Source organism: Natronococcus sp. JC468 (assembly GCF_012163165.1).
GTDB lineage: Archaea > Halobacteriota > Halobacteria > Halobacteriales > Natrialbaceae > Natronococcus > Natronococcus jeotgali.
The window spans coordinates 137,396-159,887 of record NZ_JAAVUO010000005.1 but is presented as its reverse complement, the minus strand read 5'-3'; the positions used below and the strand labels follow the sequence as shown (position 1 = coordinate 159,887).

The window sequence follows — 22,492 nt, the reverse complement described above, 5'->3', positions numbered from 1 at the left end:
CCATCCGAAGCGACGAGACGGAGAGATCGGAGTTCATCACCGCCCTGTCGATCGGTCGAGTGCGGGTTAGAATCGGCGATTGTCACGCGTAGTCGACGGTTGTTGCGAGTAGACCGCTCGAACAGCGGTCTCTCGGTCGTATCGGTTTTTCCTAAAGTACGCGTCTGTCAACAATAGTTGGGGTGTTTGCCCGAGAAGTGGAATCCCACTCCCGAGTACACCTCAGATCAGGATTGACGACGTGGTGCGTACAAACAACATACGTGGAAAGATAAGTGACTCATACCCAAGTCTGCCGGTATTCTGGAGGGATCCGAGATGAAAGATATCGAAACCCGGGGCTGCGGGGTCGGACGACGGTCGTACCTGTATGGTGGTGTCATTACGCTGAGCGGGCTGGCGGGATGCGTTGGGGCCAGCGACGGCCGTGCCGAAAAAGACGATCGGACGAGCGACCCTCGGGCGGCCGACGGGCCGTCATCGGGTGGGCAGTCCGACGGCGAAGAACGTACCGACCAGCAGGAAGGTGAACGGACGGAGACGGAACGGACGACGATCGCCGAGTGTATGACGATCACCGAGCCCGGACGCTACGCGCTGGAAACCGATCTCGAAGCGGAGCCCGGTGAAACCTGTATCGAGATTCGTACGAGCGACGTGACGCTCGATGGCCAGGGGTACGCGATCTCCGGTCCAGGACCCACCGAACCGAACGGGTTCGACAGCCCGCTCGAGACGGGGACCGCCGGCGTTCTCGTTCAGCCGGGTACGGGAGAAGAAAACGAAACGAAGGCCAAAACGGACAAGAAGAAATCCAACGGGCACGCGACCGACGGCCTCTCGAACGTGACGGTACGGAACCTCGCCATCGAGGGGTTCGACGCCGGAATCGCCTTCGACGAGGTGACGGCGGGATCGATCGCGGAGACGACCACGTCGGGTAATCGATACGGAATCTCCCTCCTCCGGTCGGCGGAGAACGCGCTTGCCAACAACGACGCGTTCGCGAACGTCGGACACGGAATTCGACTCGAGAACGCCGACGGGAACCGGCTGGAGGCGAACGCCGTGAACGATAATTCGTTCCCCGCCGAAGAAGATAGCAGCATCTTCTTCCTCGAGTCGAACGAGAACACCCTCGTAGCCAACGACGTCGACGGAAACATCACCGGCATCAGGCTCGAGAACTCCCACGAGAACACGTTCGAGGAAAACACCGTGAGCGACAACATTTTCGACGGAGTCGTGTTGATCGAATCGAGCGCGAATACGCTCGTAAGAAACACCGTAAATGGAAACACCAACCTCATCGGCATCAGCCTCGTCGAGTCACACGGAAACACGATCCGGGAAAACACCGCCAACGGAAACGCAGACTGTGGGATCTCGCTCCTGCTCTCGGACGAAAACGCCCTGATCGGAAATACGGCGAACTCCAACGGGTTCGAGGGCGGCATCCTCCTCGCGTGGTCGGACGGGAATACGCTGTCGAACAACACCGCAAACGACAACGAGAGCGGTTTCGGGGACCCCACTCTAGACGAGTTTACGGTCAGTCCCGGATTCAATCTGTTCAACTCGAGCGTTAACGAAGGGCGCGCGAACACCGCTCGGGGGAACGAGGGCGGACCGATACAGATCGTCGGTGGAGCGGAGAACAGCATCGAAGTCAACGGGGTCCTGTACACCGAACCGACCGCGAGCGGGGAAACGAACCCGTCCGTCGATCAGCAAACTGTCTCCTCGGCGGTCGTCCAGGAAGTCGTCGAGACCGGCGACCGGGAGTCTGTCCTCCAGATGATCGAAGAGGCGAGTGAGTGAGAAACGGGACACCGCGGAACAACGTCCCCGTCTCTCGTTTTCGGAATTCGAACTGGTGTGAGACGGTCGGCCTCACTCCGTTCGGCCGCGTGCAACTCGCGTGCTCGAGTCCTGCTTGTCTCGCTAATTTTCTCGCTGGATACGCTCGGTACTACCGCTCCTCGGGTGTGAGTGCTCGAAAATCAGCAGGACTGGAACGCTTTGCGTCCCAGTTAGCCCGAAAATTTCGAAGAAATTCGTCGGACGCCGAAGCCAGGACTCGAACCTGGGACAACCTCGTTAACAGCGAGGTGCTCTACCATCTGAGCTACTTCGGCTCATCATCAGGTAATCGGGTAGGTTTGATAGGGCTTTCGTTTTCCCTTCCCGGAGTTCGACACCCTTTCACTCACCGCTCGAGTACCGGGACGCGATGAGCGACGACGAGGGCGACCGCGACGAGTACGGTGCGAACGGATCGAACGCCGACCTCGAGTCCGTCCTAGCGACCGTCCGAGAGCGGGTCGATCCGGACGCCGACGAGCGCTCGCGGCTGCGCGCGGTTGCGACGACGCTCGCCGAGCGTGCCACGGACGCGGCGACCGAGCTGGCGCCCGGCGCCGACGTGTTGCAGGTCGGATCCTCGGCCCGGGAGACCTGGATCAGCGGCGACCGCGACATCGACGTTTTCGTCCGCTTTCCGCCCGAACTCGACCGCGAGACCCTCGAGGAGTACGGCCTCGAGGTCGGGCACGCGACGGTTCCCGACGGCCACGAGGAGTACGCCGAACACCCCTACGTCAAAGGCGAGGTCGAGGGGTTCGACGTCGACGTCGTGCCCTGCTTTCGGCTCGAGTCGGCGACCGAGATCCGCTCGGCGGTCGACCGAACGCCGTTTCACAACCGCTACCTCGAGGAGCGCCTCGACGCGGAGCTCGCAGCCGATGTCCGCCTCGCCAAACAGTTCCTGAAGGGGATCGGTGCCTACGGGAGCGACCTCCGGACGCGGGGGTTCAGCGGCTACCTCACCGAGTTGCTCGTCGTGGAGTACGGCGGGTTCGTCCCGCTGCTCGAGGCGGCGGCCGACTGGCACCCGCCCGTCGAGCTCGATCCCGAGGACCACGCCGCCGACGTCGCGTTCGACGACCCGTTGATCGTCATCGACCCGACCGACCCCGAACGCAACGTCGCCGCCGTCTGTTCGGCGGAAAACGTCGCCCGCCTGCAGCACTACGCCCGCGAGTTCCTCGCGGCGCCGTCGGTCGAGTACTTCGAGCCACGGGAGCCGGCGCCGCTGACCGAGGCGGCGCTTCGCGAGCACCTCGCCGACCGCGGGACGACGCCCGTCGCGATCCGGTTCGAGACGCCCGACCTCGTCGACGACCAGCTCTACCCGCAACTGGAGAAATCCCTCAAGGGGATCGTCGGCGGGCTCGAGGATCGCGGATTCGACGTGCTCCGGGCGCGGACGTTCGCGGCGGAGACGGCCGTCGTCTTCGCGGAGTTGACCGTCGCCGAGCGACCCGCGATCGAGCGCCACCTCGGTCCGCCGGTTCACGTCCGCGATCACGCCGAGGGATTCTACGACGCCTACGCCGACGATCCAGACGTGTACGGCCCGTTCGTCGACGGCGGTCGGTACGTCGCGGAACGAGAGCGGGAGTGGACCACCGCCCGCGCGTTCCTCGAGAGCGAGCGGCTGTTCGACGTCGGACTGGGGGCACACGTCGAAACCGCCCTCGAGGACGGGTACGACGTCCTCGTCGGCACGGAGACGACGGCGCTGCTGCCGGAGTTCGGCCGCCAGCTCCGTGCGTACTTCGAGCCACGTCCCTGAGTCCGAACGCCCGATAGCGGGGGCTCAGCCCGCTTCACTCGAGATCCAACTCGAGGTCGTGAGCCGCCGCGACCTCCTCGAGCAGTTCGACGGCGTCGGGGCTGCAGTCGCCGTCGGGTTCGATCGGTTCGCGGCCGTCGAACGTCTCGTGGACCAGCGCGACGGTGTCGGCCAGCACGTCGAGCCCGTACCCCCCCTCGAGGACGAACCCCAGCGCCGCGTCGGTTCGGTCGGCGATCCCGCGGAGTCGATCGGTCAGCAGGGCGTAGGCCTCCGTCGAGAGGCGAATCCGTGAGATCGGGTCGTGGCGGTGAGCGTCGAAGCCGGCGCTGATCAGCAGGAGGTCGGGGTCGTACGCCTCGAGGGCGGTCGCGACCGGTCCCTCGATCGCCTCGAGATAGTCCCGGTCGTCGGTGCCGGCGGGCATCGGGAGGTTCATCGTCGCTCTCTCGCCCGAACCCTCGCCCGTCTCCTCGACCGCTCCGGTGCCCGGGTACAGCCCCTGTTCGTGGATCGACGCGAAGAAGACGTCCCCGCGGTCGTAGAAGATGTCCTGCGTGCCGTTGCCGTGGTGGACGTCCCAGTCGACGATCGCGACCCGATCGACGTCGCGGGTCTCGAGGGCGTGCTGGGCGGCGACGGCGACGTTGTTGACGAAACAAAAGCCCATCGCGTCGTCGTAGACGGCGTGGTGGCCCGGTGGCCTGCCGATCGAAAACGGCGTCTCTCGGCCGTCGTCGCCGTCGAGCGCCGTTTCGGCGGCCCAACAGGCCTGTCCGGCGCTGTATCTGACCGCGTCCCAGGTCTCCTCGACCGCGGTGGTGTCGGGGTCCCAGTTACCCCCGCCGTCGGCACAGAACTCCCTGACGGACTCGAGGTAGTCGCGGTCGTGAACGCCGTCGATGACGTCGACGTCGACGGGATCGGCCTCGACGTACTGGACGCCGTGTTTTCGCTTCAGCCCCTCGCGAATCGCGCGCAGTCGGTCCGGCGACTCCGGATGGCGCGCGCCGGGATCGTGTGCGAGACAGGTCTCGCTGTAGCCGAACTGCATCTCACTCGAACAGCGAGAAGTACGTCTCGATATCGTCGTCCGTGATCGTGCGCCGATCGGCGTGGCGCGCGAGGACGGCCGCGGCCCGGGCGACGTTGTCGGCGTAGTCCTCGAGGATGTCCGCGAGCGCGATCCGGGCGTCCATCGAGACCCGGTACCGGGAGTCGATCTCGAGGCGCGCGATGCGGTCGACCGGGGCGACGGGCAACTCGAGGCCCTCCTTGTCGACGACCGTCTCGACCCCGAAGTCCTCGGCCATCAGGGTCTTGCGCCCGTCCGCGTCCGCTCGCTCGGCGGCCTCGGTCGCGAGCTCGCTCCCGCGGTCCTGGATGCGCTTTGCGAGTTCCTCCGACGCGTCGGCGCTCACCCGAAGCTCGTCCGCGTTCCGCCGGATGATCGTATCCACCGGCGCGAACGGGAGTTCGACGTTCATATCATGATAGCCGGAGTTAACTCCCTTAACGCTTTTCCTCGTGATTCGGCGTTTTTCGCCGTCTCAGAACACGTCGTTCGCCTCGAGGCGATCGTTCCGGACGGTCCCGCGGGCGGTCACCTCCTCGCCGAGGCCGACGTCGACGTCGGTCGCGACGCTCATCGTCGTCTCCCCGTCGTCAAGGACGATCGGATCGCCCGCCTGAACGACGACGCCGGTGAACTCGATCTCCTCGCCGGGTTCGGGCTCGTCCGGGTCGGCGTCGGCCGACGAGTCGTCCTCCGCGGTCGACGCTCCATCGCCGCCCGCCGCGAACGACGATAGGCCCGCGTTCCCGTCGGCGCCATCCGCGTCGTCGTTCGCATCGGCGCCCGTTCCGGCTTCCGAATCCAGTACCGTCACCGTCGCCTGCCAGCCCGCGGAGGCCTCGAGGTCGTCCTGCCAGCCGTCCTGGATCTCGACGTCGGCTAAGGCGACCTCGTCGCCGGGACCGACGTCGAGGTCGGCCTTCTCGCCCCAGAGCGCGACCCGGATGTCACCGGTCGCGTCCTGGACCCGGATGTTCCGAACCTGCCCTTCCGAGCCGTCGTCGCGATCGAAGGTCCGCTTCGGATCGGCAGAGCGGACGACCCCCGCGATGTCGACCGTCTCGCCGATCTCGAGGTCCTCGATCGGCGTGTTGTCGGGAACGTACTCGACCTCGGCGTCGACGGGCTCGATCGCGCCGCGGTTGCCGACGTGGAGCTCGAGCGAACCGTCGCGCTCGCGGACGTAGCCGTCGACGACCTCGACGGTGTCGCCCGTCTCGAACTCCGTTACCTGTTCCGCGCGCTCGTCCCACATCGTCACCCGAACGCGGCCCGTCGAGTCCCCGACGACGAGGTTCGCGACCTTCCCCTCCGAGCCGTCGTCGCGGTCGAAGGTGCGCACGCTGTCGGTGTCGAGGACGACGCCGACGAGGTTCACACTCGAGAGGCCGAGCGACAGCGCCTCGACGGTGTGAGTGTCCGAGACCTGCACGTCGATCTCGGTGTCGGGGTCGGGTTCGACCTCGTCGACGCTGACCTCGACGCCAGAGAATCCCTCCTTCGGGCGACCCTTGATCCGCAACACCTGGCCCTCCTCGAGTTCCTCGCGGGTCGCCTCGGCGTGGTCGTCCCAGAAGGCTGCCCGGATCGATCCCGTCTCGTCGGCGACCTCCACGTTGACGACGCGGCCGTCCTCGTCCTCGCCGTCGCGCTCGAAGGTCCGCAACTCGCCGATGTCGATCACCTTGGCGACGAACTTCGCCTCCTCCATCCCGGGTTCGACGTCGGCGACGCCCCCGACCTCGCTCTCGCCGATCTCGTGGGCGATGAGCATCGCCGCCGTCTCCTCGTCGGCGAGCCCGCCCATCTGCTCGACTTTCTCCTCGACGGCCTCGCGAAACTCCTCGAGAGAAACGTCCGCCTCGAGGTCCTCGTACACGCCCTCGATGTCGCTCATTCTATGTTCGTTCATGGGTAGCCCGCGCATAAGAATTGCTCATTCGACGGCTCCGGGAGCGAATGACGAACACGAGGGGGCGAAACGGACGACGGCTCGAGGCCGGTTCGACGGTCGGAGTGCATACCGCCGTTGGCCCCCTCCTCCGGGATAAACCTGCGTCGCTCGCGTGTCACTCTCTCCCGGAATCGACGGCCAACGGTCGAATACTTTCGAAAGGGCTTTAATGTCGACGGCAGTACGTAGAGATGAGTCCTGATAGGGTAGTGGACTATCCTCTTGGCTTGCGGAGCCAGGGACCGGAGTTCAAATCTCCGTCAGGACGCTCACTCCTTACGAGTGCTTCACGTTGTTCAGCACTCGCTGCGTCGTTCGATCCTGACGTGCCCAACGCTCGTTTCACTCGGGTTGGACTCCGTCAGGACGCTTCCGACGCAACAATACCGCGAGCGACGCGTAGCGTCGGTCGGCACTACATCACGCCGACGATCTCCGAACGTCCACTAGTGTCCGAACGGGGAGAAACTCCAGACAACGCTAGTAAAGTTCATGTAGTTACGTTAACGACTCTACCGATATGCTCGCCCACTCTCGTAACGAGGCAACCGACGAGATACTGGATACGCTGAGTCATCCCCTTCGGCGTCGGCTACTGTTCAGCCTCTACGAACGGGATAGCGATTCCGGTGAACTCCCGCTTCACCGAGTTTCGAACCTCGCGTTCGAGGAGGAGAACGTACGAGTCGAACTGTATCACGTGCAGCTGCCGAAACTCGAGGAGAAGGGATACGTCTGCTGGGACGGTGACGAAGACACGATAACCGAGGGTCCGGAGTGGAACCAAATCGAACCGCTTCTTCGATTGTTATATAACCATCTGAACGAGCTCCCGTCCCAACTGAGGGGAACCGCTTCGCTGCCGTAGCTTCCACAGGATGGTCAGAACAGCGCCTCGCTGGTGACAGGTCGTTCAGCGGTACGTTCGAACGGTCTCCGTTCCGTCTCGACTGTGGACCGGAGCGCTCCGGTAGTGGAGCACTGCCGCGCTCGAGAGTGGGGCTCGAGCGGCGTCGCCACTCGAGGACGAGCGGTGGGCGAGAGGAGTAAGCCCCCTTCTGTTCGATCCGGCATTCGGCTGAGCGTCCGCGCCGTCCGCGAAATCGCGGGGCGTTCGGGCTACCACGGCGCGGACTTGCACCGGTGAGGGTTCGCCGTTCCATCGATCCTCGGCCGTCCGTATGCGGTCGGTTACGACGATCGTAACCCGCGGGTTCGAACCGCGTCGGACGCGACCGCACACAGCTCGACGGCGTCGCCGTCTCGCATACCGTCGGTCTCGCGCCGGAGGCACGAGAACCACGCTTCCCTCGGCGGGTCAGCTTCCCTTCCTCGCGGTCGGGGTCGCGCGCCTCATCGGTCGGGCCGAGACGTGTCGTTTCTGTTCCAGAGCCAGCGGTCTCCCGCTCCGGACTTGCGTCCGGTCACCCGCCCGAACGGGTGGGGGGACTTTCCTCGCGAGCGTTGGGCACCTCGAAGAGGTGGCCAACGTGGGGGCACGACGCGACGTCGAGTCGCGCCGTCCCATGGTGACCGCGCCGTCGCCGTCGCGGTCATCGCGGCAGCCGGGCTCTCTCTCCCGGTGGAGAGTAGGATCGGGGGACGAATAAGTCCCGCGGTCGGGTCCTCCCGCCTCGAGCCGAATGGAAGCGCTTTAGGACGACAATCACCATGTCTGGTTGTATGTCCCAGCGACAGGGCGTTGACCTTTCCTACGAGGACGGTGCACGCGCCGTCGAGCTCGCGCGCGAATCCGTCGAATCCTACGTGCAACACGGACAGCGAGAGCAACCGGGCAGCATGCGAGAGGCCTTCTACGAGCGAACGGGGGCGTTCGTTCGCCTCGAGTCGACCCGCGGGCGGGGCAGCCTGCGGGGCTGTGCCGGGGGGTACCGCTCGGGCGACCAGCTCGGCCACGTCATCGTCGACGCGGCAATCGAGGCCGCCAGCGAGGACTCCTGTGGCTCGGAAGTGAGTCCCTCGGAGCTACCGAACCTCACCGTCTCGGTCTGTGCGGTCAGAAACGTCGTCCTCACCGACGACCCGCTGGCCGACCTCGAGCTGGGAACCCACGGCGTCGCCATCGACGGCGGCGAGGGAGGGTGGCTCTACCCGACGGTTCCGGTCGAGAACGGCTGGAGCGCCCGCGAGTACCTCGATCGTACCTGTCGGAAGGCAAAGCTCGCGCCGGGGGCCTGGCAGGACGACGACGTCGTCGTCACGCTGTTCGAGGGGCAGGTCTTCCGCGAGCGCGAGGCCGACGGCAGCATCGAGGAGCTTTGAGACGCCGATAGCACTCTTCGTCGCCGATCGTTCACCCGTCGAATCCGACCGCAGCGGCGTCCTCGAGACAGCGCTCGCTGGCGGCCTCGAGGTCGAACTCCCGAACCACCTCGCCGTCCCGAACCAGCGGCTCGAGCAGGGACTCGGCGTCGTCGGGTCCGTCGCGGTCGGCCAGCGCGACGTGGTGGCCCCCGTCGGCGGTCCGGTAGACCTCCTTCACGCCCGAGAGCTTGCCGCGCTTGGAGATCGGCTCGCCCGCTATTTCGACGATGTCGAGGCTGAAGTCGATCGAGTCGGCCCCGGTGATGTGGCTGCCGACGCCGAAGCCGTCGGCGACGTCCCGAAGTTCGCGGATGTTCTCGGGACCGAGTCCGCCGCTGCAGAAGATGTCGACGTCCTCGTGGCCCCGCGCGTCGAGCTCCCAGCGGACCTCCCGAATGATGTGTCTGAAATCGCCCCGTCGGGAGCCCGTGGTGTCGATGCGGACGCCGTCTAAGTCCTCGCCGAGGGTCTCCGCGGCGAGCAGGCTCTCGCTTTTCTCGTCCCAGAAGGTATCGGCGAGCGCGATTCGGGGGACGTCCTCGGGGACGGCCTCGTCGAAGGCCCGCCAGGCGTCGGCCTGGTTCCCCTCGCCGAAACAGAACATGAGCGCGTGGGGCATCGTCCCGCCGGCCTCCCGACCCAGAACGTCGCCAGCGGCGACGTGCGAGAACCCGTCCAGCCCCGCGAGCAGGGCCGCCCGCTCGACCGTCGCGGCGATCGCGGGATGGACGTGGCGGGCCCCGAAGGAGAGTACCGTCGCCGACGGCGCCGCGAGCCGGGCCTCGAGCGCGGCCGTGGCGAAGCCGCTGGGCTGGGAGAGAAAGCCGAGCAGGGAGGTCTCCAGCTCGGCGAATTCGAGGTATGGCCCTTCGATCCGCAGGACGGGACCGCCGTCGAACAGCTGGCCGTCGGGAAGCGCGTCGACGTCGACGTCGCGACCCTCGAACAGCGTCGCGACGTCTTTCACGCCGGTACAGACCTCGAAGGAGCCGGTAGGGAACTGGTCGGCGGTCACCTCGGCGACCACGCGGGGGTTCTTCCCCGCGTGCTCGAGGGTGGTCCGGGTGCGCTCGAAGTAGGCGTCCGTCGCGGCGCCCTCGAGGATCGCCTCGGACGACACGATTCCGAACGGGTTGGTCATACCGTCGGTTTCAGTCGGCGGTCAAATAAGCTACCCGTCTGCCGCGCGGTCGCGGTCGGCGCCCGCGTTCAGTCCCGGGCTCGGATCGCGACCGCGACGGCGGCCGCGACCGCGACGAGCGCGGCGAGGACTCCGAAGCCGGGGATCGTCTCGCCGCCGTCGTCGGTCGTTTCGTCGTCCGGGTCGACGTCCTCGTGGTCGATCTCGTCCTCGCCGGGCGGCGCGGCGCCCTCGTCGACGGCCGAGAGCTCCGCGACGGTGGGCGCGTGAACGATCGTCACCGTCTCCCCGTCGTGCTCGAGGTAGTACGCTCCGGGGAACTCCTCGTCGATCACGTAGGTATCCCGACGGTCCGCGACGGGGTCGGCGCCCTCGAGCTCGAGTTGCTCCCGGTAGCCAGCGAGGAACTGCTCGGCCTCCTCGCTCGAGGTCCACTCGGTCTCCCAGACGTAGCCGGAGCGATCCGCCGCGGCGGTCGGATCGTCGGCCGACGCGTCGTCGGGCACGTAGGTGACGAGCTCGTCGTCGGCCCAGCCGTCGGTGTAGGGGTGGTCGTAGTCGTACTCGCCCGTTTGCTCGGTGAGGAACGACTCCCTGTCGATCACCGACGGCTCGAGCGAATCGAGGGCGTCGCCGGCGAACATCGCGACCAGTCCCGCCTCGCCGTAGGTCTCGGTCGCCGGTTCGCCGTCGACCTCGAGCTGGCTCCAGCTCTCGTTCGATCGGTCCTCGACGTCGACGCCCGCGGGCTCGCGTTCCGTTCCGGGTCGGATCACCTCGGAGCTGCTGGCCGGCGGGTCGTCGTAGGCCGCGTCGACGGCGTCCCAGTCGTCTCCGGCGGGGTCGTCGGTTCCGAGCAGGTGGTCGACGTAGTCGGGGCCGTCGCTGTAGGGCTGGAAGATCATTGCGTACAGCACCCAGTTGAGGTTCGCGGAGCCGTCCCCGGACGCGGCGGAGTCGAGACACGACCAGCCCGCCTCGCAACGCGTCTCGTACTCGGTTTCGATCCGGGTGGCGTCGCCCTCGACGAGCCCGTTCTTCGCGTTGTCCTGATCGACGGTGGAGCGGTTGTAGCTCCCGATATCGAAGCGCTGGTCCTGCAGGGCGTGTCCAAGCTCGTGCCCGAGGACCGGTTCGTCCACGGAGGGCTCGTCGACGTCGTCCGAGACGACGACGACCCGATCGGTGCCGGGCTCGTAGTAGCCGCCGACGGCCCCGCCGTAGAGTGTGTCCCGCTCGTCGGTCGCGTCGGTCTCGTTGTCGACCGCGAACAGCGCCTCGCCCTCGACGTTCAGCCGGATCCGCTCGTCCCCGTCGGCGGTCCCGAAGACCTCGCTGTTGTTCTCCTCGAACTCCGCTCGCGTGACGACGTCGACGGACACCTCCTCGTCGAAGGTCAGCCCGCGGATCTCCTCGACGCGGGCCATCGATCGGTAGACGACCGCCTCGAGCTCGTCGTCCTCGACGACGGCGCCCTCGCGGTCGTCGACTGCGAGCTCGTCGTCGTGCCAGTACCCCTCGACGTACCCGACCGTCCCCTCGGTCGTCGGGTCGTCCGGTCGGTCGTCGGTCGCGTCGCCCCCGAGCGGTCCCGCCGACAGCAGCCCCGGGACCGCGCCGCCTGCCGCGGCGAGCAACAGGATCGACGAGACGGCGAGGAGGGCGACGACGGTCCGCGTTCGCCTCGAGTTCATGCCGGAATACCGGTCCGTAAGCGCGGGCGAATCAAAAGGCCGCCGATCGGGCGAGCGTTTTGTGGACCGACCGCCTACGGTCGCGTATGCGCCTCGATCCAGCGACCACCGCCCTCGTCGTCGTCGACATGCAAAACGGCTTCTGTCACCCCGAGGGAACGCTGCACGCCCCGGGTAGCGAGGACGTGATCGAACCGGTCGTCGACCTCGTCGAGCGGGCGCGCGAGGCCGGCGTCCAGGTGATCTTCACGCGGGACGTCCACCCGCCCGAGCAGTTCGAGGAGAGCTACTACTACGACGAGTTCGAGCAGTGGGGCGAGCACGTCCTCGAGGGCTCGTGGGAGGCCGAACTCGTCGAGGAACTCCCCGTCGAGCCCGAAGACCACGTCGTCGAGAAACACACCTACGACGCCTTCTACAACACCGAACTCGAGGGGTGGCTGAACGCCCGCTGCATCCGCGACCTCGTCATCTGTGGCACCCTCGCGAACGTCTGCGTGCTCCACACCGGCGGCAGCGCCGGACTGCGGGACTTCCGCCCGATCCTGGTCGAGGACTGCATCGGATACGTCGACCCCGACCACCGCGAGTACGCCCTGGAACACGCCGAGTGGCTGTTCGGCGAGGTCGTCGAGAGCGACGCGCTCGCGTTCGATGGAGCGTAGTCCCCGCGGGGCGAGCGGGCCGACGCCCCCGTGCGGGCGCTCGAACGTCGTCTCGAGGAGTGGGGTTTTTGGCTCCGCCTTCGAACGGTCCACCGTGAACGTGTTCCGACGACCGACGAGCGTCCGGACGGACGATCCGCGATCACCGACACGGTCAGCCGCGACCCCCGGTGAGCGGAGGTGTCGCGAGTGAACGCCCGACGGCTCCGGGTCCTGTACGCGGGAGGGATCGCGCTCAACGCCATCGCGCTCGTCGCCGCGGCCGCGGAGGGAGCGACGCTGTACGCCGGGACGTTCGGGCTCGTGATCGTCTACCTGGGGGTCCGATACTGGATGGTTTCGAACGGCTAGCACTCCGTTCGATCCGATCGCGCTCGCCCTAGCCGTCCCGGAAGATCCGGTAAGAGCCCTGTCCCGTCGCGACGGCCTTCGTCTCGCCGTCGGGCGTCGTGCTCTCGACGGTGACCTCGCTGACCCCGACCGTCGAGCCCGCGCGGACGACCTCCGCCGTCGCCTCGAGGTCGCCCGTCGCCGGGCGGAGGTAGTTGACGTTCAGGTTGATCGTCGCGACGCCCGTCGAGAGCGGGGCCTCGAGCTGGGTCTGGATCGCGAACCCGCCGACGGTGTCGATCAGCGTCGCGGCGATCCCGCCGTGGATGTCGGGGCGCTGGTCGGGACCCGCGCTCGGCCGGATGTTCGTGAGCTTCTCGTCGTAGGGGATCGACAGCGTCATCGTTCCGTTGTCGACGTTCTCGACGCTGGTTCCGATCCAGGAGAGGAACTCGTGGTTCTCGTCGATGTAGCGCTGGAGGAACTGGCCGAGGTCGTCGATCTCCGCGGCCGAGTTCGGCGGCTCGTCGGTCATGTCACCTCGTGCACGTGCGACGCTCTTTACGGCTGCGTTTTTCGGGTTCTCCGGGTGCAGGGTGAGCGTTCATCCGGCTCGAGGGCGTCTCGAGGGTAATGAGCATCGCCTCGGCGGACGAGCGAGAGCGAGGCCGCGGTGGTCCGTATGAGTGACGAGTCCGACAAGGGGAACGACGGCCCCGAGTACGACGTCGACTTCCGTGCGCATCCAGAGGAGTACGAGATCGGTCGCGGCGAGGAGGGCGTGTTCAAGGTCGAGCCGTACAAGAGCGAACTGCTGCCGCTGTGGTCGTACGAAGACGAGGGGAGCGCTCGAGAGTCCGCAGAGGCGATCTATGAACGCTACGAACGGTACCGCGAGGACGGCGACTTTCCGGGGATGGACATGGCCCGGAAGTACCTCCAGATGGGGTACACGCGAGCGATGCGCTACGCGAAGTATCCCGGCGGGACGAAGTACGACGACGACGGGACCGAGCGCGAACCGGAACGGTGGGCCGACGAGGAGAAACGGGCGGCGGCGCTGGTCTTCGAGGAGTACTGGGAACGGGTTCGCGAGGACGGGGCCTACCGGGATGCCAGGGAACGTCACCGCGAACGACGGGAGTAGCGAACGAGTCCGAACTCCTGACTGCTAGGTTAACTCCCCTGGAGTCGTAGCTCCGGTTGCGATGAGTTCACTAGTACCGATGTTCATGATGCCGGGCGGCCCGGAGCTGCTCATCATTCTCTTCATCGCCGTGTTGCTGTTCGGGACGGCGAAGATCCCCGGACTCGCGCGCGCCGCCGGCGAGTCGATGGGCGAGTTCGAGAAGGGCCGCGTACAGGTCGAGCGGGAACTCGAGGAGATGCGAACCGCGGCTCGGGAGCGCGCGGAGGTCGAGTCGGAGGAGACCGAGCGAACCGCTGACTGAACCCGATTTTTCCCAAGACTCGCCGCGAGCGTCGGTGACCCGCTACGAGCGTCGACCGGGGCGAACGCGAACGCGGACCCACTGGCCGACCTCGAGTTCGTGGTCCGGGCGGATCAGCTTCGCGCCGAAGTCGCCGTCGCGGGCACAGAACAGCGAGAGCCCGGTGATCGGCTCGCCGTTCGCGGTGACGACCACGTCGTCCCAGTCTATCGTTCGTCCATCGAGGACGCCGAGTCGATCGCCGTTCAGTGAGACGGCCCCCGAGGACGACCTCGCGGGTCCGAGCAGCCCGCCACCCTCGTAGTGGGGGAGGCCGCCGTCGAGGACGCTTCCGGAGTCGGCGCCGACGCCGACGAACCGCGCTCCCGGCTCGGGGTGGGTCGGCGCGTTCAACACGGCGTAGGTCTCGCCCGTCGCGACGACCTCGCCGGTCCCGTCCCAGGCGAGCGGTTCGATCTCGACGCCGGGCTCGAGCGGGAGCGATCCCGACGCCCGGTACGGGTTCTGCTCCGACTCCCGAAACCCGACGTGGAGGTGGTTGTCGACCCACGGGGCGAAAAAGCCCGCGCGGACGAGGGTGCCAAGCGACTCTCCGGCCGCGATCCGATCCCCGGCCGAGACGGTCGGCTCGACGTGGAGGACGCGGGCCGTCAGCCCCGCGAGGTCGTCGGGACCGTCGCAGTCGATCACGATCAGGTGGTCGTGCTCGGGGGCGTACGGTTTCGGCGGCGCGCGGACGGTGCGGGTCTCGCGGACGACGCCGGAGACGGGGCTGGGCGCGGCGGTCGTCCGGCCGTCGCGCAGGGTCCCGGGGTACAGATCGACCGCGCAGCCGCCGTCGTGGGCGCGGTATGGCGAATTGTACAGCGAGAACCGCCGGTAGCGGGCGAGCACCGCGTCGGGGAGGGTGACGGCCATCGGTCGTCTGCGAGTCGGCAGCGGGAGCGTTTAGACCCATCGACCCGAACGTCGGGGCATGCGCGTGTTTCGGGGCCGAGCGGGGACGATCGAAGCCGACCGCGAGGTGAGCGAGCGGCTCCTCGAGGGCGCCGCGGACGGCGACCCTGCCGTTCGCGTCTGGACGCCGCACCGACAGGTCGCCTTCGGCCGTCGTGATAGCCGACTCGAGGGGTACGACCGCGCTCGCGAGGCCGCCAGCGAACGCGGGTTTCCTCCGGTCGAGCGCAGCGTGGGCGGACGGGCGGTCGCGTACGACGGCGAGACGACGCTGGCCTTTGCCCGCGCCGAACCGATCGTGGACTTCCGTCGTGGCACCGACGAGCGCTACGAGCGACTGACCGCGGACGTGGCCCGCGCGCTGGAGGAGCTGGGGGTCGACCTCGAGCGCGGCGAGCCCGACGCCTCGTTCTGTCCGGGCGCACACTCCCTGTCGACGTCGGACGCCGGGCGGCTCCGGAAGGTCGCCGGGATCGCCCAGCGGGTTCGCCGGGACGCGGCGCTGGTCTCGGGGATCCTCGTGGTCGACAACCGCGAGGGGCTCGCGGCCGTCCTCGAGGCAGTCTACGGCGCGCTCGGAGTGGCGTTCGATCCCGATGGCGTCGGCAGCGTTGCCCGCGCCAGCGGCGAGGACGACCCGACGACGATCGCGCGGGCGATCGAGGAGGAACTGGTCGGTGATCGCAGGCCGGAGATCGTCGAGGTAACGGCGTGATCGCGCCCCGGGGCCGCGGCTCGTCTAGGGCTCGCAGGCGTCGGGGTCGAACGCCCCCTCGAGCGCGATCGAGTGGTTGTCGTAGTAGGCGTAGAGGTTCTTCGGGGCCGTGTAGCGGCCGCCGTAGTAGCCGACGGGGCCCGTCGTTTCGATCGCGTTGTTCTCCCGGTCGGTCGTGAACTGGAAGTTCTCGCGCTCGTAGATCGGGTCGCCGTCGAGCCAGTAGCGGACGACGCCGTCGGCGTTCGGTGTGCCCCCGCTGACCGTGTTCACGCGGACGTAGTACTCGAACTCGTACCACCGGCCCGGGACGATCCTGGGGGTCGCGAGCGCAGTCGGTTCGCCGTCGACGATGTAGTCCTGGTCGCCGTACGCGCCCTAGCCCTCGCCCATGTGGTACGTGTTCGAGAGGAGGTGGTACGGCCCCTCGGGGTCGGTGCCTCGAGTGGTGATGTACATTCGGTTGCTCCAGCCGTTGGTGCCGTCGGGCGTGCCCCCGCCCGCGCTTTCGGTTCCGCTGGCGATCGCGCAGTTCCAGAGCCGGCAGTTCGCCAGCCGTCGCCCCGACATCGACCACCCGGTGTTGAGCGCGAAGTCGACGCGACCGTTGAGTTCGAGCAGGCCGTCCTCGAAGTCGTAGTGGGTGCTCACGCCCCAGCTGTCGCCTTCCCTGATCCGCAACTGCAGGGCCCGATCGCCGGAGGCCGTCGGGCTGGCGACGAGCGTGAGGTTGTCGTCGTCGCCGTTCGAGACCCGGTAGAGATCGGGCCAGTCGTCGACCGCATCGTAGTCGAGGTGCAGTACCTCCTCGGGTTCGCTACAGGCCGCCGCGGCGCGGTCGACGCCGACGCCCGCGAGCCCGAACAGTCCCCCGGCGCCCAGCGCCCCGGCGCGGAGCGTTCGCCGGCGGGAGATCCGGGGACCGCCCGTCCCGTCGCTGGTCTCGCGTTCGTCGCGTCGTTTGCCCGCGGAATCGCCTGTCTCCGAATCGTTCGTCGTCATTTTGATTTATATCTGACATATCACTCGTCAAAGTATCGTTCCGATTACCGGTCAGCTCGAGAGAGTACGGACCGCCTGTCGCGCCGTCTCGCCTCGAGAACGATCGGGAGACGAGTCCGCCGAGGCGGCCACCGCGAGGACGTCGTCAGCGTAGCGTCGGGTCGTAGTTTTCGCGGGTTTCGCGCGCCAAAGTTGTCCGATACTCGACCGCACGGACCGTTTCTCTCGGCGAAACTGACGCCGGCCCAGGGGTCCGGAGGGTCGCAGCAACGTTTTTCTCGGTCGGCGGTGGGGAACTCCAGTATGGCGCGACTCGCGGAGGGAGTCCGATGAGCGACGAACCGAACCCGACGACGACCCCCGGGTGGGAGGAGTTGATCGCCGACGCGGGCGAGGTCGCCGCGGAGTACCGCGAGCGCGGCTGGGAGGTGCTCGTCCTCGAGCCGATCGACGTGACCCCGGTCGAGCGCGGGGATCGGTCGGGACTCGACGTTACGATCACGGAGTCAGTGTACGTGCGCCTCGAGGATATCGTTGCCGACGAGGCGGTGGCGGTCGGGGACGCGGAGGTGTACTACCGGCCGTCCGAGGGCGGCGATCGGCGGTTCGCGCTGATCGTCGAGCGCGACGAGCGAAGCGAAACCGCGGTCGTCGTTCCCGTCGCGTACGCCTTCCCGGAGGCCCGCGACGTCTTCGAGCGCGCGCTGCGTGAGTCGGATTTTCGGATCCACGTCCGTCCCGAGGACGCCGCCGAGTGGATCGTCTTCTCCCACGGCGATCCGTCGCTGTTCCTCGAGGAACGGGATCGTCGGGCCTGGGACGTCGACTGAGCTACTCCGCGTCGGCGTCGGTCTCCCGCTCCCGGAGCTCCTCACTCGCCTCCCGAACCTCCCGCATCACCGTCGAGATCCGCTCCTCGGCCTCGAGTTCCTCCTCGACGGCCAGGTCGACGCCCTCGACCTCGAGCAGGAACTTCGCGACCTCCGTGGACTCGTACATCACGTCGTCGAGCTCCTCGGCGGTGAAGAAGTCACACATCGCGCCGTAGAGGAAGGTCGCGCCCGCCATCCGGACCTTCTCCTCGAAGGACGCGCGGGCCTGGTTGACCGCCTGGGGCGTGTAGGTGTCGGTCATAAACGGGACCAGTTCGGGGAGGTTCTCGCCGATCTTGGTCATCTCGACACCGGTCTCGGTCCGGAAGTCCGAACAGAGCCGTGCGATGGCCCACTCGCGGGCCGTGATGTACGTTCGGTCCCGCAGGAACTCGTTGACCCGCTCGTACTGGGCGCCGTCCATCTTCTTGAATCGGGCGTACTTCCGGACGTCGTCGGGCACGTCCGACTCCTCGGGCTCGGGATCCGGGACGTTCGGCATCGGGTCGTCGCCGCCGGAACCGTCGGCGTCTGCTGTGCCGCCGGCGTCGATCGAGTCCCGCTCGTCGCCATCGGGTTCGTCGGTCCGAGCGTCCCGGGCCTCGAGCCCGGCGTCCAGTCCGTCGTCGTCCATGGCCGCGTATTGCCAGCTACTCGGGATAAGCGTTGTTCTCGAGTCCCCTCGTAAACTCCGCTCGCATCCTCGGGAGTTCTATCGAATTTAAGTTCGTGAGGAATGTCCGATACGGTATGTCACAGACACCGGTCGTCGTCGAGGCAGTACGAACCCCGCAAGGGAAGGAGGACGGCGTCTTCGCGGACGTGCGCAGCGAGGACCTCTCGGTCCCGTTGATCGACGAAATCCTCGCCGAAACCGGCCTCTCGGGCGCGGAGGTCGACGACCTGATGTGGGGCTGTGCCCAGCAACGCGGCGAGCAGGGCAACAACCTGGCCCGCGTGATCGCGCTGCTGTCCGAACTGGGCGAGAGCGTCCCCGCGACGACGATCAACCGCTGGTGTGCCTCTTCGATGCAGGCGGTGATCTCGGCATCGGACGCGATCGCCGCGGGCAACCGCGACGCCGTCATCGCCGGCGGCGTCGAGAACATGTCTCGCGTGGCGATGGGCGAGAACACCCACAACGTCCACCCGCAGATGGCCGAGCTGTACAATATCGGCGAGCTCCAGATGGGGATGACCGCCGAGAAGGTCGCCGAGGAGTACGGCGTCAGCCGCGAACAGCAGGACGAGTACGCCGCCCGGAGCCAGCAGCGCGCGACCGAGGCGACCGAAGAAGGACGGTTCGACGACGAGATCGTCCCCGTCGAGACGGAGGATGGCACCGTCGACGAGGACGAGGGGATCCGACCGGGGACGACGGCCGAAAAGCTCGCTGAACTCCCCACGGTGTTCAAATCCGACGGCACCGTCACGCCCGGTAACGCCTCCCAGATCTCCGACGGCGCCTCCGCCCTGCTGATCACCAGCGAGGCCTTCGCCGAGGAACACGACCTCGAGATTCTCGCCGAGGCCGGCCAGAACAACGTCGCCGGCGTCGACCCCACGGTGATGGGGATCGGACCCGTGCCCGCGACCCGCGGCCTGCTCGAGCGCAACGGCCGCGAGATCGAGGACTACGATCTGGTCGAACTCAACGAGGCCTTCGCCAGCCAGTCGATCTACTCCCGCGACGAGCTCGGGATCGACCCCGAGAAGTTCAACGTCAACGGCGGCGCGATCGCGATCGGCCACCCGCTGGGGGCCTCCGGCGCACGCCTGCCCGTCACGCTGATTCACGAACTCCGGAAGCGCGGCGGCGGGCGAGGTCTGGCGACGCTGTGTGTCGGCTTCGGCCAGGGTGCGGCGATCGAGTTCGAGGTCAACTGAGGCGCTCAATCTGGGCCTTTTGGTCCAGATTTTGCGAGGGGGGCTCGCTGTGCGAGCGCCCGAGACAAAAGGTGGTCGCGCCAGGGCGCGGCGATCGAGTTCGAGGTCGAGTGAGACGAGTTCCGGGCCCGCGATTTAGTAGCCTCGAGCCGTAGGCGGCGTATGAGCACCATCCTGCTGGCGGCGATCGTCGGCATCCCGTTCGCCTGGCACCTGGGGATCACCGCGTTCGTCTACTACGACGCGGGACGGGTCGGGCTCGAGCCGGCCGGAAAGTGGGCCGCGATCGCGTTCGCGATCCCGCTTTTCGGATTCTTCATCTACCTGTTCGAGCGCAGCGAGCTCGACTACGAGCCCGAAAGCGACCCCTACAGGGACAACAACTTCAATATCCACCCCTCGAGGGCCGACGACGCGCCGCTTCCCTCGCGGGGAGACGATCGGATGGGGCCGGACGATCTCGAGGATCCGAACGGGTCGGGCTCCGAGGGCGAGCGGTAGCCGACCGCAGTCAGAACGCCAGCGTCTTGACGACGACGGGAACGCTTCGGTGGCCCGCGATCGGCGCGCCGACGTCGAGGTAGTCGCCCCCGTGGGGACGGAGCTCGTCGAGAACGGCCAGGGGACGATCAGTTCGCCGACGGAGGAGCTGCCCCAGCGCCTTCGCGCAGTTCTGTCGGGTCACGACGAGGACCGGAAGCGACGGCGGGAGCGGATCGACGGCCCCTGTGAGGGCGTCTGCGAGCGCGCCCAGACGTTCGTACTCGAGCGGGCCGACGTCGGCGATCGTGAGGGCGACGGCGTCGAGGTCGGCGAGGTCGTGGAGTTCCCGGAGCCGCGCGACCGCCGACTCGAGCGGTTCGCGAAGGGCCCGTTCCTCGCGGCCCGCGAGGTCGCCGGCGTCGGCGACCGGGACGTTCCGGAGCGGGAACAGGTCGGGCTCGATCGAGATCGTTCGCCCGCTGAGCGTCGTCGACTCGGTTCCGGCGCCGACGGCGGTCGCCCGCAGATCCTCGTGGGGCTCGCGAACGGGCCAGGATCGCACCCGCTCGTGATCGCGGAGCGCGGCGGCGAGTAGCTCCCCGAGATCCCCGTAGGCGAACGGCTCGGCCGATGGCGAGTCGACGAGCCGACCGACCCCGCCGCTGAAGACGACGCCGTCGAGGGAAACGGGCTCGGACGGGAGCTCGCCGATCGCCAGCTCGCGCGTGAGGGGGTCGAACGGCGGCCCCTCGAACAGGTCGACGACTCGGTCGGCCATCGCCGCAGCGAGCGCGGCGAGCGGTTCGTCGTCGGGTTCGTCGCCGACCTCGAGTGAAAGCTCGAGCGCGTCCGCGAGCAGCCGTGCGGGCGGAGAGACCGACTCGACGCGTCCGTCCTCGTCGAATCGGACGAGTCGGCCGCCGACGTCGAGACAGCGCGTCTCTCCGACCGGTACCCCGCCCCGCCCGCGCCCGTCGCCCGATCGCCCCTCGAAGATCGCGACGTTGGTCGTCCCGCCGCCGACGTCGACGTTGGCGACGGTCTCGCCTCGCTCGGCGGCGCGAGTCGCGGCGCCGGAACCGCGGCCGGCGAGGACGGCCTCGAGTTCGGCGCCGGCCGTCGCCGCGACGAACCGTCCCGCGTCGGCGGCGATCCGGTGGACGAGCGGTTCGGCGTTCTCCCGGCGGGCGGTCTCACCCGTGACGATCACGGCTCCGGTGTCGACGGCGGCGGGATCGACGCCCGCCGCCTCGAGGTCACCCGCGACGAGCGCGGCGACCGCCTCGACGTCGATCGTCTCGGGATCGACCAGCGGCGTCTCGCGGACCGGTCCCCGAAAGGCGATCTCGCGGTCGGCGATCTCGGGGCTCGCGGCCCCGCCGGGCGACGTCTCGACACGCAGGCGGCTGACGACCGTGTGCGTCGTCGTCGTTCCGACGTCGACCCCGACGCTGGTCAGCCGTTCCGAGCGGTCGGTCACGGCCGATCAGGACTCCCTGAACTCGCGGTCGTCCTCGCGGAGGTCGATCCCGCTGGCCTCGGCCGCGAGGGTCTCCTCGATCAGGTCGACGAGCTCGGCGCCGGCCTCGACCGGGGGGAGCCCGCCGTCGTGGACGTTCGAGACGACCGACTTCCTCGAGGTCGCCGTCCCGCGCTCGGGGCCGTAGACGAGGTACGCGCTCAGGCTCTCGGCGCTGCCGAGCCCGGGGCGCTCGCCGATGAGGATCACACAGCAGTCGGCCCCGAGCTCCTCGCCGATCGCGTCCATCACGTCGACGCGGCCGAACTCGACGAAGACGGGCGTGCCGACCGAGATCCCACGCTCGGCGAGCCCGTCCCGGAGAATCGGCAGTAGCTCCGGGATGTTCGCCTCGACGGCCGTCGAGGAGAGCCCGTCGCTGACGACCAGCTGGACCTCGGGTTCGGGATCGCACTCCTCGAGTAGTCGCTCGCGACTCGCCGCGTCGAGCTCCCGGCCGAGATCCGGTCGTGCGAGGTACTGGTCCGCGTCGGCGACGTTCGTCCGGAGGGCGACGAGGTCGAGGTCCGCGAGCAGTTCGTCGTCCACCCGGGAGCGGACCGCATCGCGGGCGACCGCGTGGTCGGCCCGGAACGCCAGCAGCGAGTCGGTGGTCGGTCGCGGGCCGGTGCGACCGACGCCCAGGCGGGTCGGCGTTCGGTCGGCGATTCGCCGGAGCGCCTCCTCGTCCGCGATTGCACGGTCGGTCTCGACGTCGGCTTTCGCGTCGCGGTCGGCGGTCGGTTCGGGTCCGTCGGCGTCGGGGTCAGAGTCGGATGCCATGA

22 protein-coding genes, 2 tRNA genes, 1 other RNA gene and 1 pseudogene are annotated in these 22,492 nt (G+C 67.8%); 13 read left to right on the top strand and 13 right to left on the bottom strand.

Annotated elements, in window-relative coordinates:
* The first annotated feature begins 318 nt into the window (after nt 1-318).
* Nucleotides 319-1,821 carry a nitrous oxide reductase family maturation protein NosD gene (locus tag GWG54_RS05215; RefSeq protein ID WP_167936766.1) on the top strand — a complete coding sequence of 501 codons (1,503 nt, stop codon included), beginning with the start codon at nt 319-321 and terminating at the stop codon, nt 1,819-1,821.
* Nucleotides 1,822-2,065: 244 nt separating this feature from the next.
* On the opposite strand, the gene GWG54_RS05210 is transcribed toward GWG54_RS05215, so the two are convergent.
* Nucleotides 2,066-2,138: transfer RNA gene (locus GWG54_RS05210), tRNA-Asn, on the bottom strand.
* 95 nt (nt 2,139-2,233) lie between these two features.
* Between GWG54_RS05210 and cca the strand changes: the two genes are divergently transcribed.
* The gene (cca, locus tag GWG54_RS05205; RefSeq protein WP_167936765.1) at nt 2,234-3,637 is read left to right on the top strand and encodes a CCA tRNA nucleotidyltransferase; all 1,404 of its coding nucleotides are present in this window, start codon (nt 2,234-2,236) and stop codon (nt 3,635-3,637) included.
* Between the two features lie 34 nt (nt 3,638-3,671).
* Here cca and GWG54_RS05200 read toward each other — a convergent pair whose 3' ends face one another.
* The 3 genes from GWG54_RS05200 to GWG54_RS05190 form a co-directional block, all read right to left on the bottom strand.
* On the bottom strand, nt 3,672-4,691 hold the full coding sequence (locus GWG54_RS05200; protein ID WP_167936764.1) for a histone deacetylase: 1,020 nt from the start codon (nt 4,689-4,691) through the stop codon (nt 3,672-3,674).
* 1 nt (nt 4,692) lies between these two features.
* Nucleotides 4,693-5,124 (bottom strand): histone family protein, encoded by a 432-nt coding sequence (locus tag GWG54_RS05195; protein WP_008421611.1) that lies wholly within the window; start codon nt 5,122-5,124, stop codon nt 4,693-4,695.
* A gap of 63 nt (nt 5,125-5,187) precedes the next feature.
* Nucleotides 5,188-6,609 (bottom strand): single-stranded DNA binding protein, encoded by a 1,422-nt coding sequence (locus GWG54_RS05190; protein WP_167936763.1) that lies wholly within the window; start codon nt 6,607-6,609, stop codon nt 5,188-5,190.
* A 252-nt stretch (nt 6,610-6,861) separates the two neighbouring features.
* Here GWG54_RS05190 and GWG54_RS05185 point away from each other — a divergent pair.
* Nucleotides 6,862-6,934: transfer RNA gene (locus GWG54_RS05185), tRNA-Arg, on the top strand.
* Nucleotides 6,935-7,186: 252 nt separating this feature from the next.
* Complete coding sequence (locus GWG54_RS05180) at nt 7,187-7,534, top strand: ArsR family transcriptional regulator (RefSeq protein WP_167936762.1); 348 nt, start codon at nt 7,187-7,189, stop codon at nt 7,532-7,534.
* Between the two features lie 167 nt (nt 7,535-7,701).
* Here the strand turns inward: GWG54_RS05180 and rnpB are convergent.
* Nucleotides 7,702-8,247: RNase P RNA component (rnpB, locus tag GWG54_RS05175), an RNA gene on the bottom strand.
* Between the two features lie 102 nt (nt 8,248-8,349).
* Here rnpB and GWG54_RS05170 point away from each other — a divergent pair.
* Nucleotides 8,350-8,949, top strand: a complete 600-nt coding sequence (locus GWG54_RS05170; RefSeq protein ID WP_008421606.1) for a TIGR00296 family protein — start codon at nt 8,350-8,352, stop codon at nt 8,947-8,949.
* 31 nt (nt 8,950-8,980) lie between these two features.
* On the opposite strand, the gene GWG54_RS05165 is transcribed toward GWG54_RS05170, so the two are convergent.
* Both GWG54_RS05165 and GWG54_RS05160 read right to left on the bottom strand, forming a co-directional pair.
* Nucleotides 8,981-10,132 carry a nicotinate phosphoribosyltransferase gene (locus tag GWG54_RS05165; RefSeq protein ID WP_167936761.1) on the bottom strand — a complete coding sequence of 384 codons (1,152 nt, stop codon included), beginning with the start codon at nt 10,130-10,132 and terminating at the stop codon, nt 8,981-8,983.
* Between the two features lie 68 nt (nt 10,133-10,200).
* The gene (locus GWG54_RS05160; protein ID WP_167936760.1) at nt 10,201-11,826 is read right to left on the bottom strand and encodes an Hvo_1808 family surface protein; all 1,626 of its coding nucleotides are present in this window, start codon (nt 11,824-11,826) and stop codon (nt 10,201-10,203) included.
* 86 nt (nt 11,827-11,912) lie between these two features.
* Here GWG54_RS05160 and GWG54_RS05155 point away from each other — a divergent pair, with 86 nt between their 5' ends.
* Together GWG54_RS05155 and GWG54_RS05150 are read left to right on the top strand one after the other, a co-directional pair.
* Complete coding sequence (locus GWG54_RS05155; protein ID WP_167936759.1) at nt 11,913-12,491, top strand: cysteine hydrolase family protein; 579 nt, start codon at nt 11,913-11,915, stop codon at nt 12,489-12,491.
* A gap of 189 nt (nt 12,492-12,680) precedes the next feature.
* On the top strand, nt 12,681-12,842 hold the full coding sequence (locus GWG54_RS05150; RefSeq protein WP_167936758.1) for a hypothetical protein: 162 nt from the start codon (nt 12,681-12,683) through the stop codon (nt 12,840-12,842).
* Between the two features lie 28 nt (nt 12,843-12,870).
* On the opposite strand, the gene GWG54_RS05145 is transcribed toward GWG54_RS05150, so the two are convergent.
* Nucleotides 12,871-13,356 (bottom strand): PaaI family thioesterase, encoded by a 486-nt coding sequence (locus tag GWG54_RS05145; RefSeq protein ID WP_167936757.1) that lies wholly within the window; start codon nt 13,354-13,356, stop codon nt 12,871-12,873.
* Nucleotides 13,357-13,503: 147 nt separating this feature from the next.
* Between GWG54_RS05145 and GWG54_RS05140 the strand changes: the two genes are divergently transcribed.
* Complete coding sequence (locus tag GWG54_RS05140; RefSeq protein ID WP_167936756.1) at nt 13,504-13,968, top strand: DUF4385 domain-containing protein; 465 nt, start codon at nt 13,504-13,506, stop codon at nt 13,966-13,968.
* A 61-nt stretch (nt 13,969-14,029) separates the two neighbouring features.
* Complete coding sequence (locus tag GWG54_RS05135; RefSeq protein WP_245242745.1) at nt 14,030-14,272, top strand: twin-arginine translocase TatA/TatE family subunit; 243 nt, start codon at nt 14,030-14,032, stop codon at nt 14,270-14,272.
* A gap of 42 nt (nt 14,273-14,314) precedes the next feature.
* Here the strand turns inward: GWG54_RS05135 and GWG54_RS05130 are convergent, their stop codons facing one another.
* Nucleotides 14,315-15,190, bottom strand: coding sequence for a hypothetical protein (locus GWG54_RS05130; protein WP_167936755.1), 876 nt, complete (start codon nt 15,188-15,190; stop codon nt 14,315-14,317).
* 58 nt (nt 15,191-15,248) lie between these two features.
* Here GWG54_RS05130 and GWG54_RS05125 point away from each other — a divergent pair, with 58 nt between their 5' ends.
* Complete coding sequence (locus tag GWG54_RS05125; RefSeq protein WP_167936754.1) at nt 15,249-15,944, top strand: lipoate--protein ligase family protein; 696 nt, start codon at nt 15,249-15,251, stop codon at nt 15,942-15,944.
* 24 nt (nt 15,945-15,968) lie between these two features.
* Here GWG54_RS05125 and GWG54_RS05120 read toward each other — a convergent pair.
* Nucleotides 15,969-16,946: pseudogene (locus tag GWG54_RS05120) on the bottom strand (hypothetical protein).
* A gap of 329 nt (nt 16,947-17,275) precedes the next feature.
* On the opposite strand from GWG54_RS05120, the gene GWG54_RS05115 reads away from it, so the two are divergent.
* A complete protein-coding gene (locus GWG54_RS05115; RefSeq protein ID WP_167936753.1) occupies nt 17,276-17,776 on the top strand; it encodes a hypothetical protein in 501 nt (166 codons plus the stop codon).
* Nucleotide 17,777: 1 nt separating this feature from the next.
* Here GWG54_RS05115 and GWG54_RS05110 read toward each other — a convergent pair whose 3' ends face one another.
* Nucleotides 17,778-18,452: a DUF5806 family protein gene (locus tag GWG54_RS05110; protein ID WP_167936752.1), complete on the bottom strand. Its 675-nt coding sequence runs from the start codon at nt 18,450-18,452 to the stop codon at nt 17,778-17,780.
* Between the two features lie 116 nt (nt 18,453-18,568).
* Here GWG54_RS05110 and GWG54_RS05105 point away from each other — a divergent pair, with 116 nt between their 5' ends.
* Together GWG54_RS05105 and GWG54_RS05100 are read left to right on the top strand one after the other, a co-directional pair.
* Entirely contained in the window at nt 18,569-19,705 is a 1,137-nt protein-coding gene (locus tag GWG54_RS05105) for a thiolase family protein (protein WP_167936751.1), read from the top strand.
* A gap of 162 nt (nt 19,706-19,867) precedes the next feature.
* Nucleotides 19,868-20,206, top strand: coding sequence for a hypothetical protein (locus tag GWG54_RS05100; RefSeq protein WP_167936750.1), 339 nt, complete (start codon nt 19,868-19,870; stop codon nt 20,204-20,206).
* A 10-nt stretch (nt 20,207-20,216) separates the two neighbouring features.
* On the opposite strand, the gene GWG54_RS05095 is transcribed toward GWG54_RS05100, so the two are convergent.
* Both GWG54_RS05095 and eutC read right to left on the bottom strand, forming a co-directional pair.
* On the bottom strand, nt 20,217-21,668 hold the full coding sequence (locus tag GWG54_RS05095; protein ID WP_167936749.1) for an ethanolamine ammonia-lyase reactivating factor EutA: 1,452 nt from the start codon (nt 21,666-21,668) through the stop codon (nt 20,217-20,219).
* 6 nt (nt 21,669-21,674) lie between these two features.
* Nucleotides 21,675-22,490 (bottom strand): ethanolamine ammonia-lyase subunit EutC, encoded by an 816-nt coding sequence (gene eutC, locus GWG54_RS05090; RefSeq protein WP_167936748.1) that lies wholly within the window; start codon nt 22,488-22,490, stop codon nt 21,675-21,677.
* Nucleotides 22,491-22,492: the final 2 nt, after the last annotated feature.

Excerpts from the sequence above, each read along its gene's own strand:
- GWG54_RS05215 (WP_167936766.1), top strand. The coding sequence starts at position 319 with ATGAAAGATATCGAAACCCGGGGCTGCGGGGTCGGACGACGGTCGTAC.
- GWG54_RS05135 (WP_245242745.1), top strand. The coding sequence starts at position 14,030 with ATGAGTTCACTAGTACCGATGTTCATGATGCCGGGCGGCCCGGAGCTG.
- GWG54_RS05115 (WP_167936753.1), top strand. The coding sequence starts at position 17,276 with ATGAGCGACGAACCGAACCCGACGACGACCCCCGGGTGGGAGGAGTTG.
- GWG54_RS05170 (WP_008421606.1), top strand. The coding sequence starts at position 8,350 with ATGTCCCAGCGACAGGGCGTTGACCTTTCCTACGAGGACGGTGCACGC.
- GWG54_RS05195 (WP_008421611.1), bottom strand. The coding sequence starts at position 5,124 with ATGAACGTCGAACTCCCGTTCGCGCCGGTGGATACGATCATCCGGCGG.
- cca (WP_167936765.1), top strand. The coding sequence starts at position 2,234 with ATGAGCGACGACGAGGGCGACCGCGACGAGTACGGTGCGAACGGATCG.
- GWG54_RS05105 (WP_167936751.1), top strand. The coding sequence starts at position 18,569 with ATGTCACAGACACCGGTCGTCGTCGAGGCAGTACGAACCCCGCAAGGG.
- GWG54_RS05145 (WP_167936757.1), bottom strand. The coding sequence starts at position 13,356 with ATGACCGACGAGCCGCCGAACTCGGCCGCGGAGATCGACGACCTCGGC.
- GWG54_RS05155 (WP_167936759.1), top strand. The coding sequence starts at position 11,913 with ATGCGCCTCGATCCAGCGACCACCGCCCTCGTCGTCGTCGACATGCAA.
- GWG54_RS05165 (WP_167936761.1), bottom strand. The coding sequence starts at position 10,132 with ATGACCAACCCGTTCGGAATCGTGTCGTCCGAGGCGATCCTCGAGGGC.
- GWG54_RS05125 (WP_167936754.1), top strand. The coding sequence starts at position 15,249 with ATGCGCGTGTTTCGGGGCCGAGCGGGGACGATCGAAGCCGACCGCGAG.
- GWG54_RS05180 (WP_167936762.1), top strand. The coding sequence starts at position 7,187 with ATGCTCGCCCACTCTCGTAACGAGGCAACCGACGAGATACTGGATACG.
- eutC (WP_167936748.1), bottom strand. The coding sequence starts at position 22,490 with ATGGCATCCGACTCTGACCCCGACGCCGACGGACCCGAACCGACCGCC.
- GWG54_RS05200 (WP_167936764.1), bottom strand. The coding sequence starts at position 4,691 with ATGCAGTTCGGCTACAGCGAGACCTGTCTCGCACACGATCCCGGCGCG.
- GWG54_RS05100 (WP_167936750.1), top strand. The coding sequence starts at position 19,868 with ATGAGCACCATCCTGCTGGCGGCGATCGTCGGCATCCCGTTCGCCTGG.
- GWG54_RS05130 (WP_167936755.1), bottom strand. The coding sequence starts at position 15,190 with ATGGCCGTCACCCTCCCCGACGCGGTGCTCGCCCGCTACCGGCGGTTC.
- GWG54_RS05190 (WP_167936763.1), bottom strand. The coding sequence starts at position 6,609 with ATGAGCGACATCGAGGGCGTGTACGAGGACCTCGAGGCGGACGTTTCT.
- GWG54_RS05110 (WP_167936752.1), bottom strand. The coding sequence starts at position 18,452 with ATGGACGACGACGGACTGGACGCCGGGCTCGAGGCCCGGGACGCTCGG.
- GWG54_RS05160 (WP_167936760.1), bottom strand. The coding sequence starts at position 11,826 with ATGAACTCGAGGCGAACGCGGACCGTCGTCGCCCTCCTCGCCGTCTCG.
- GWG54_RS05140 (WP_167936756.1), top strand. The coding sequence starts at position 13,504 with ATGAGTGACGAGTCCGACAAGGGGAACGACGGCCCCGAGTACGACGTC.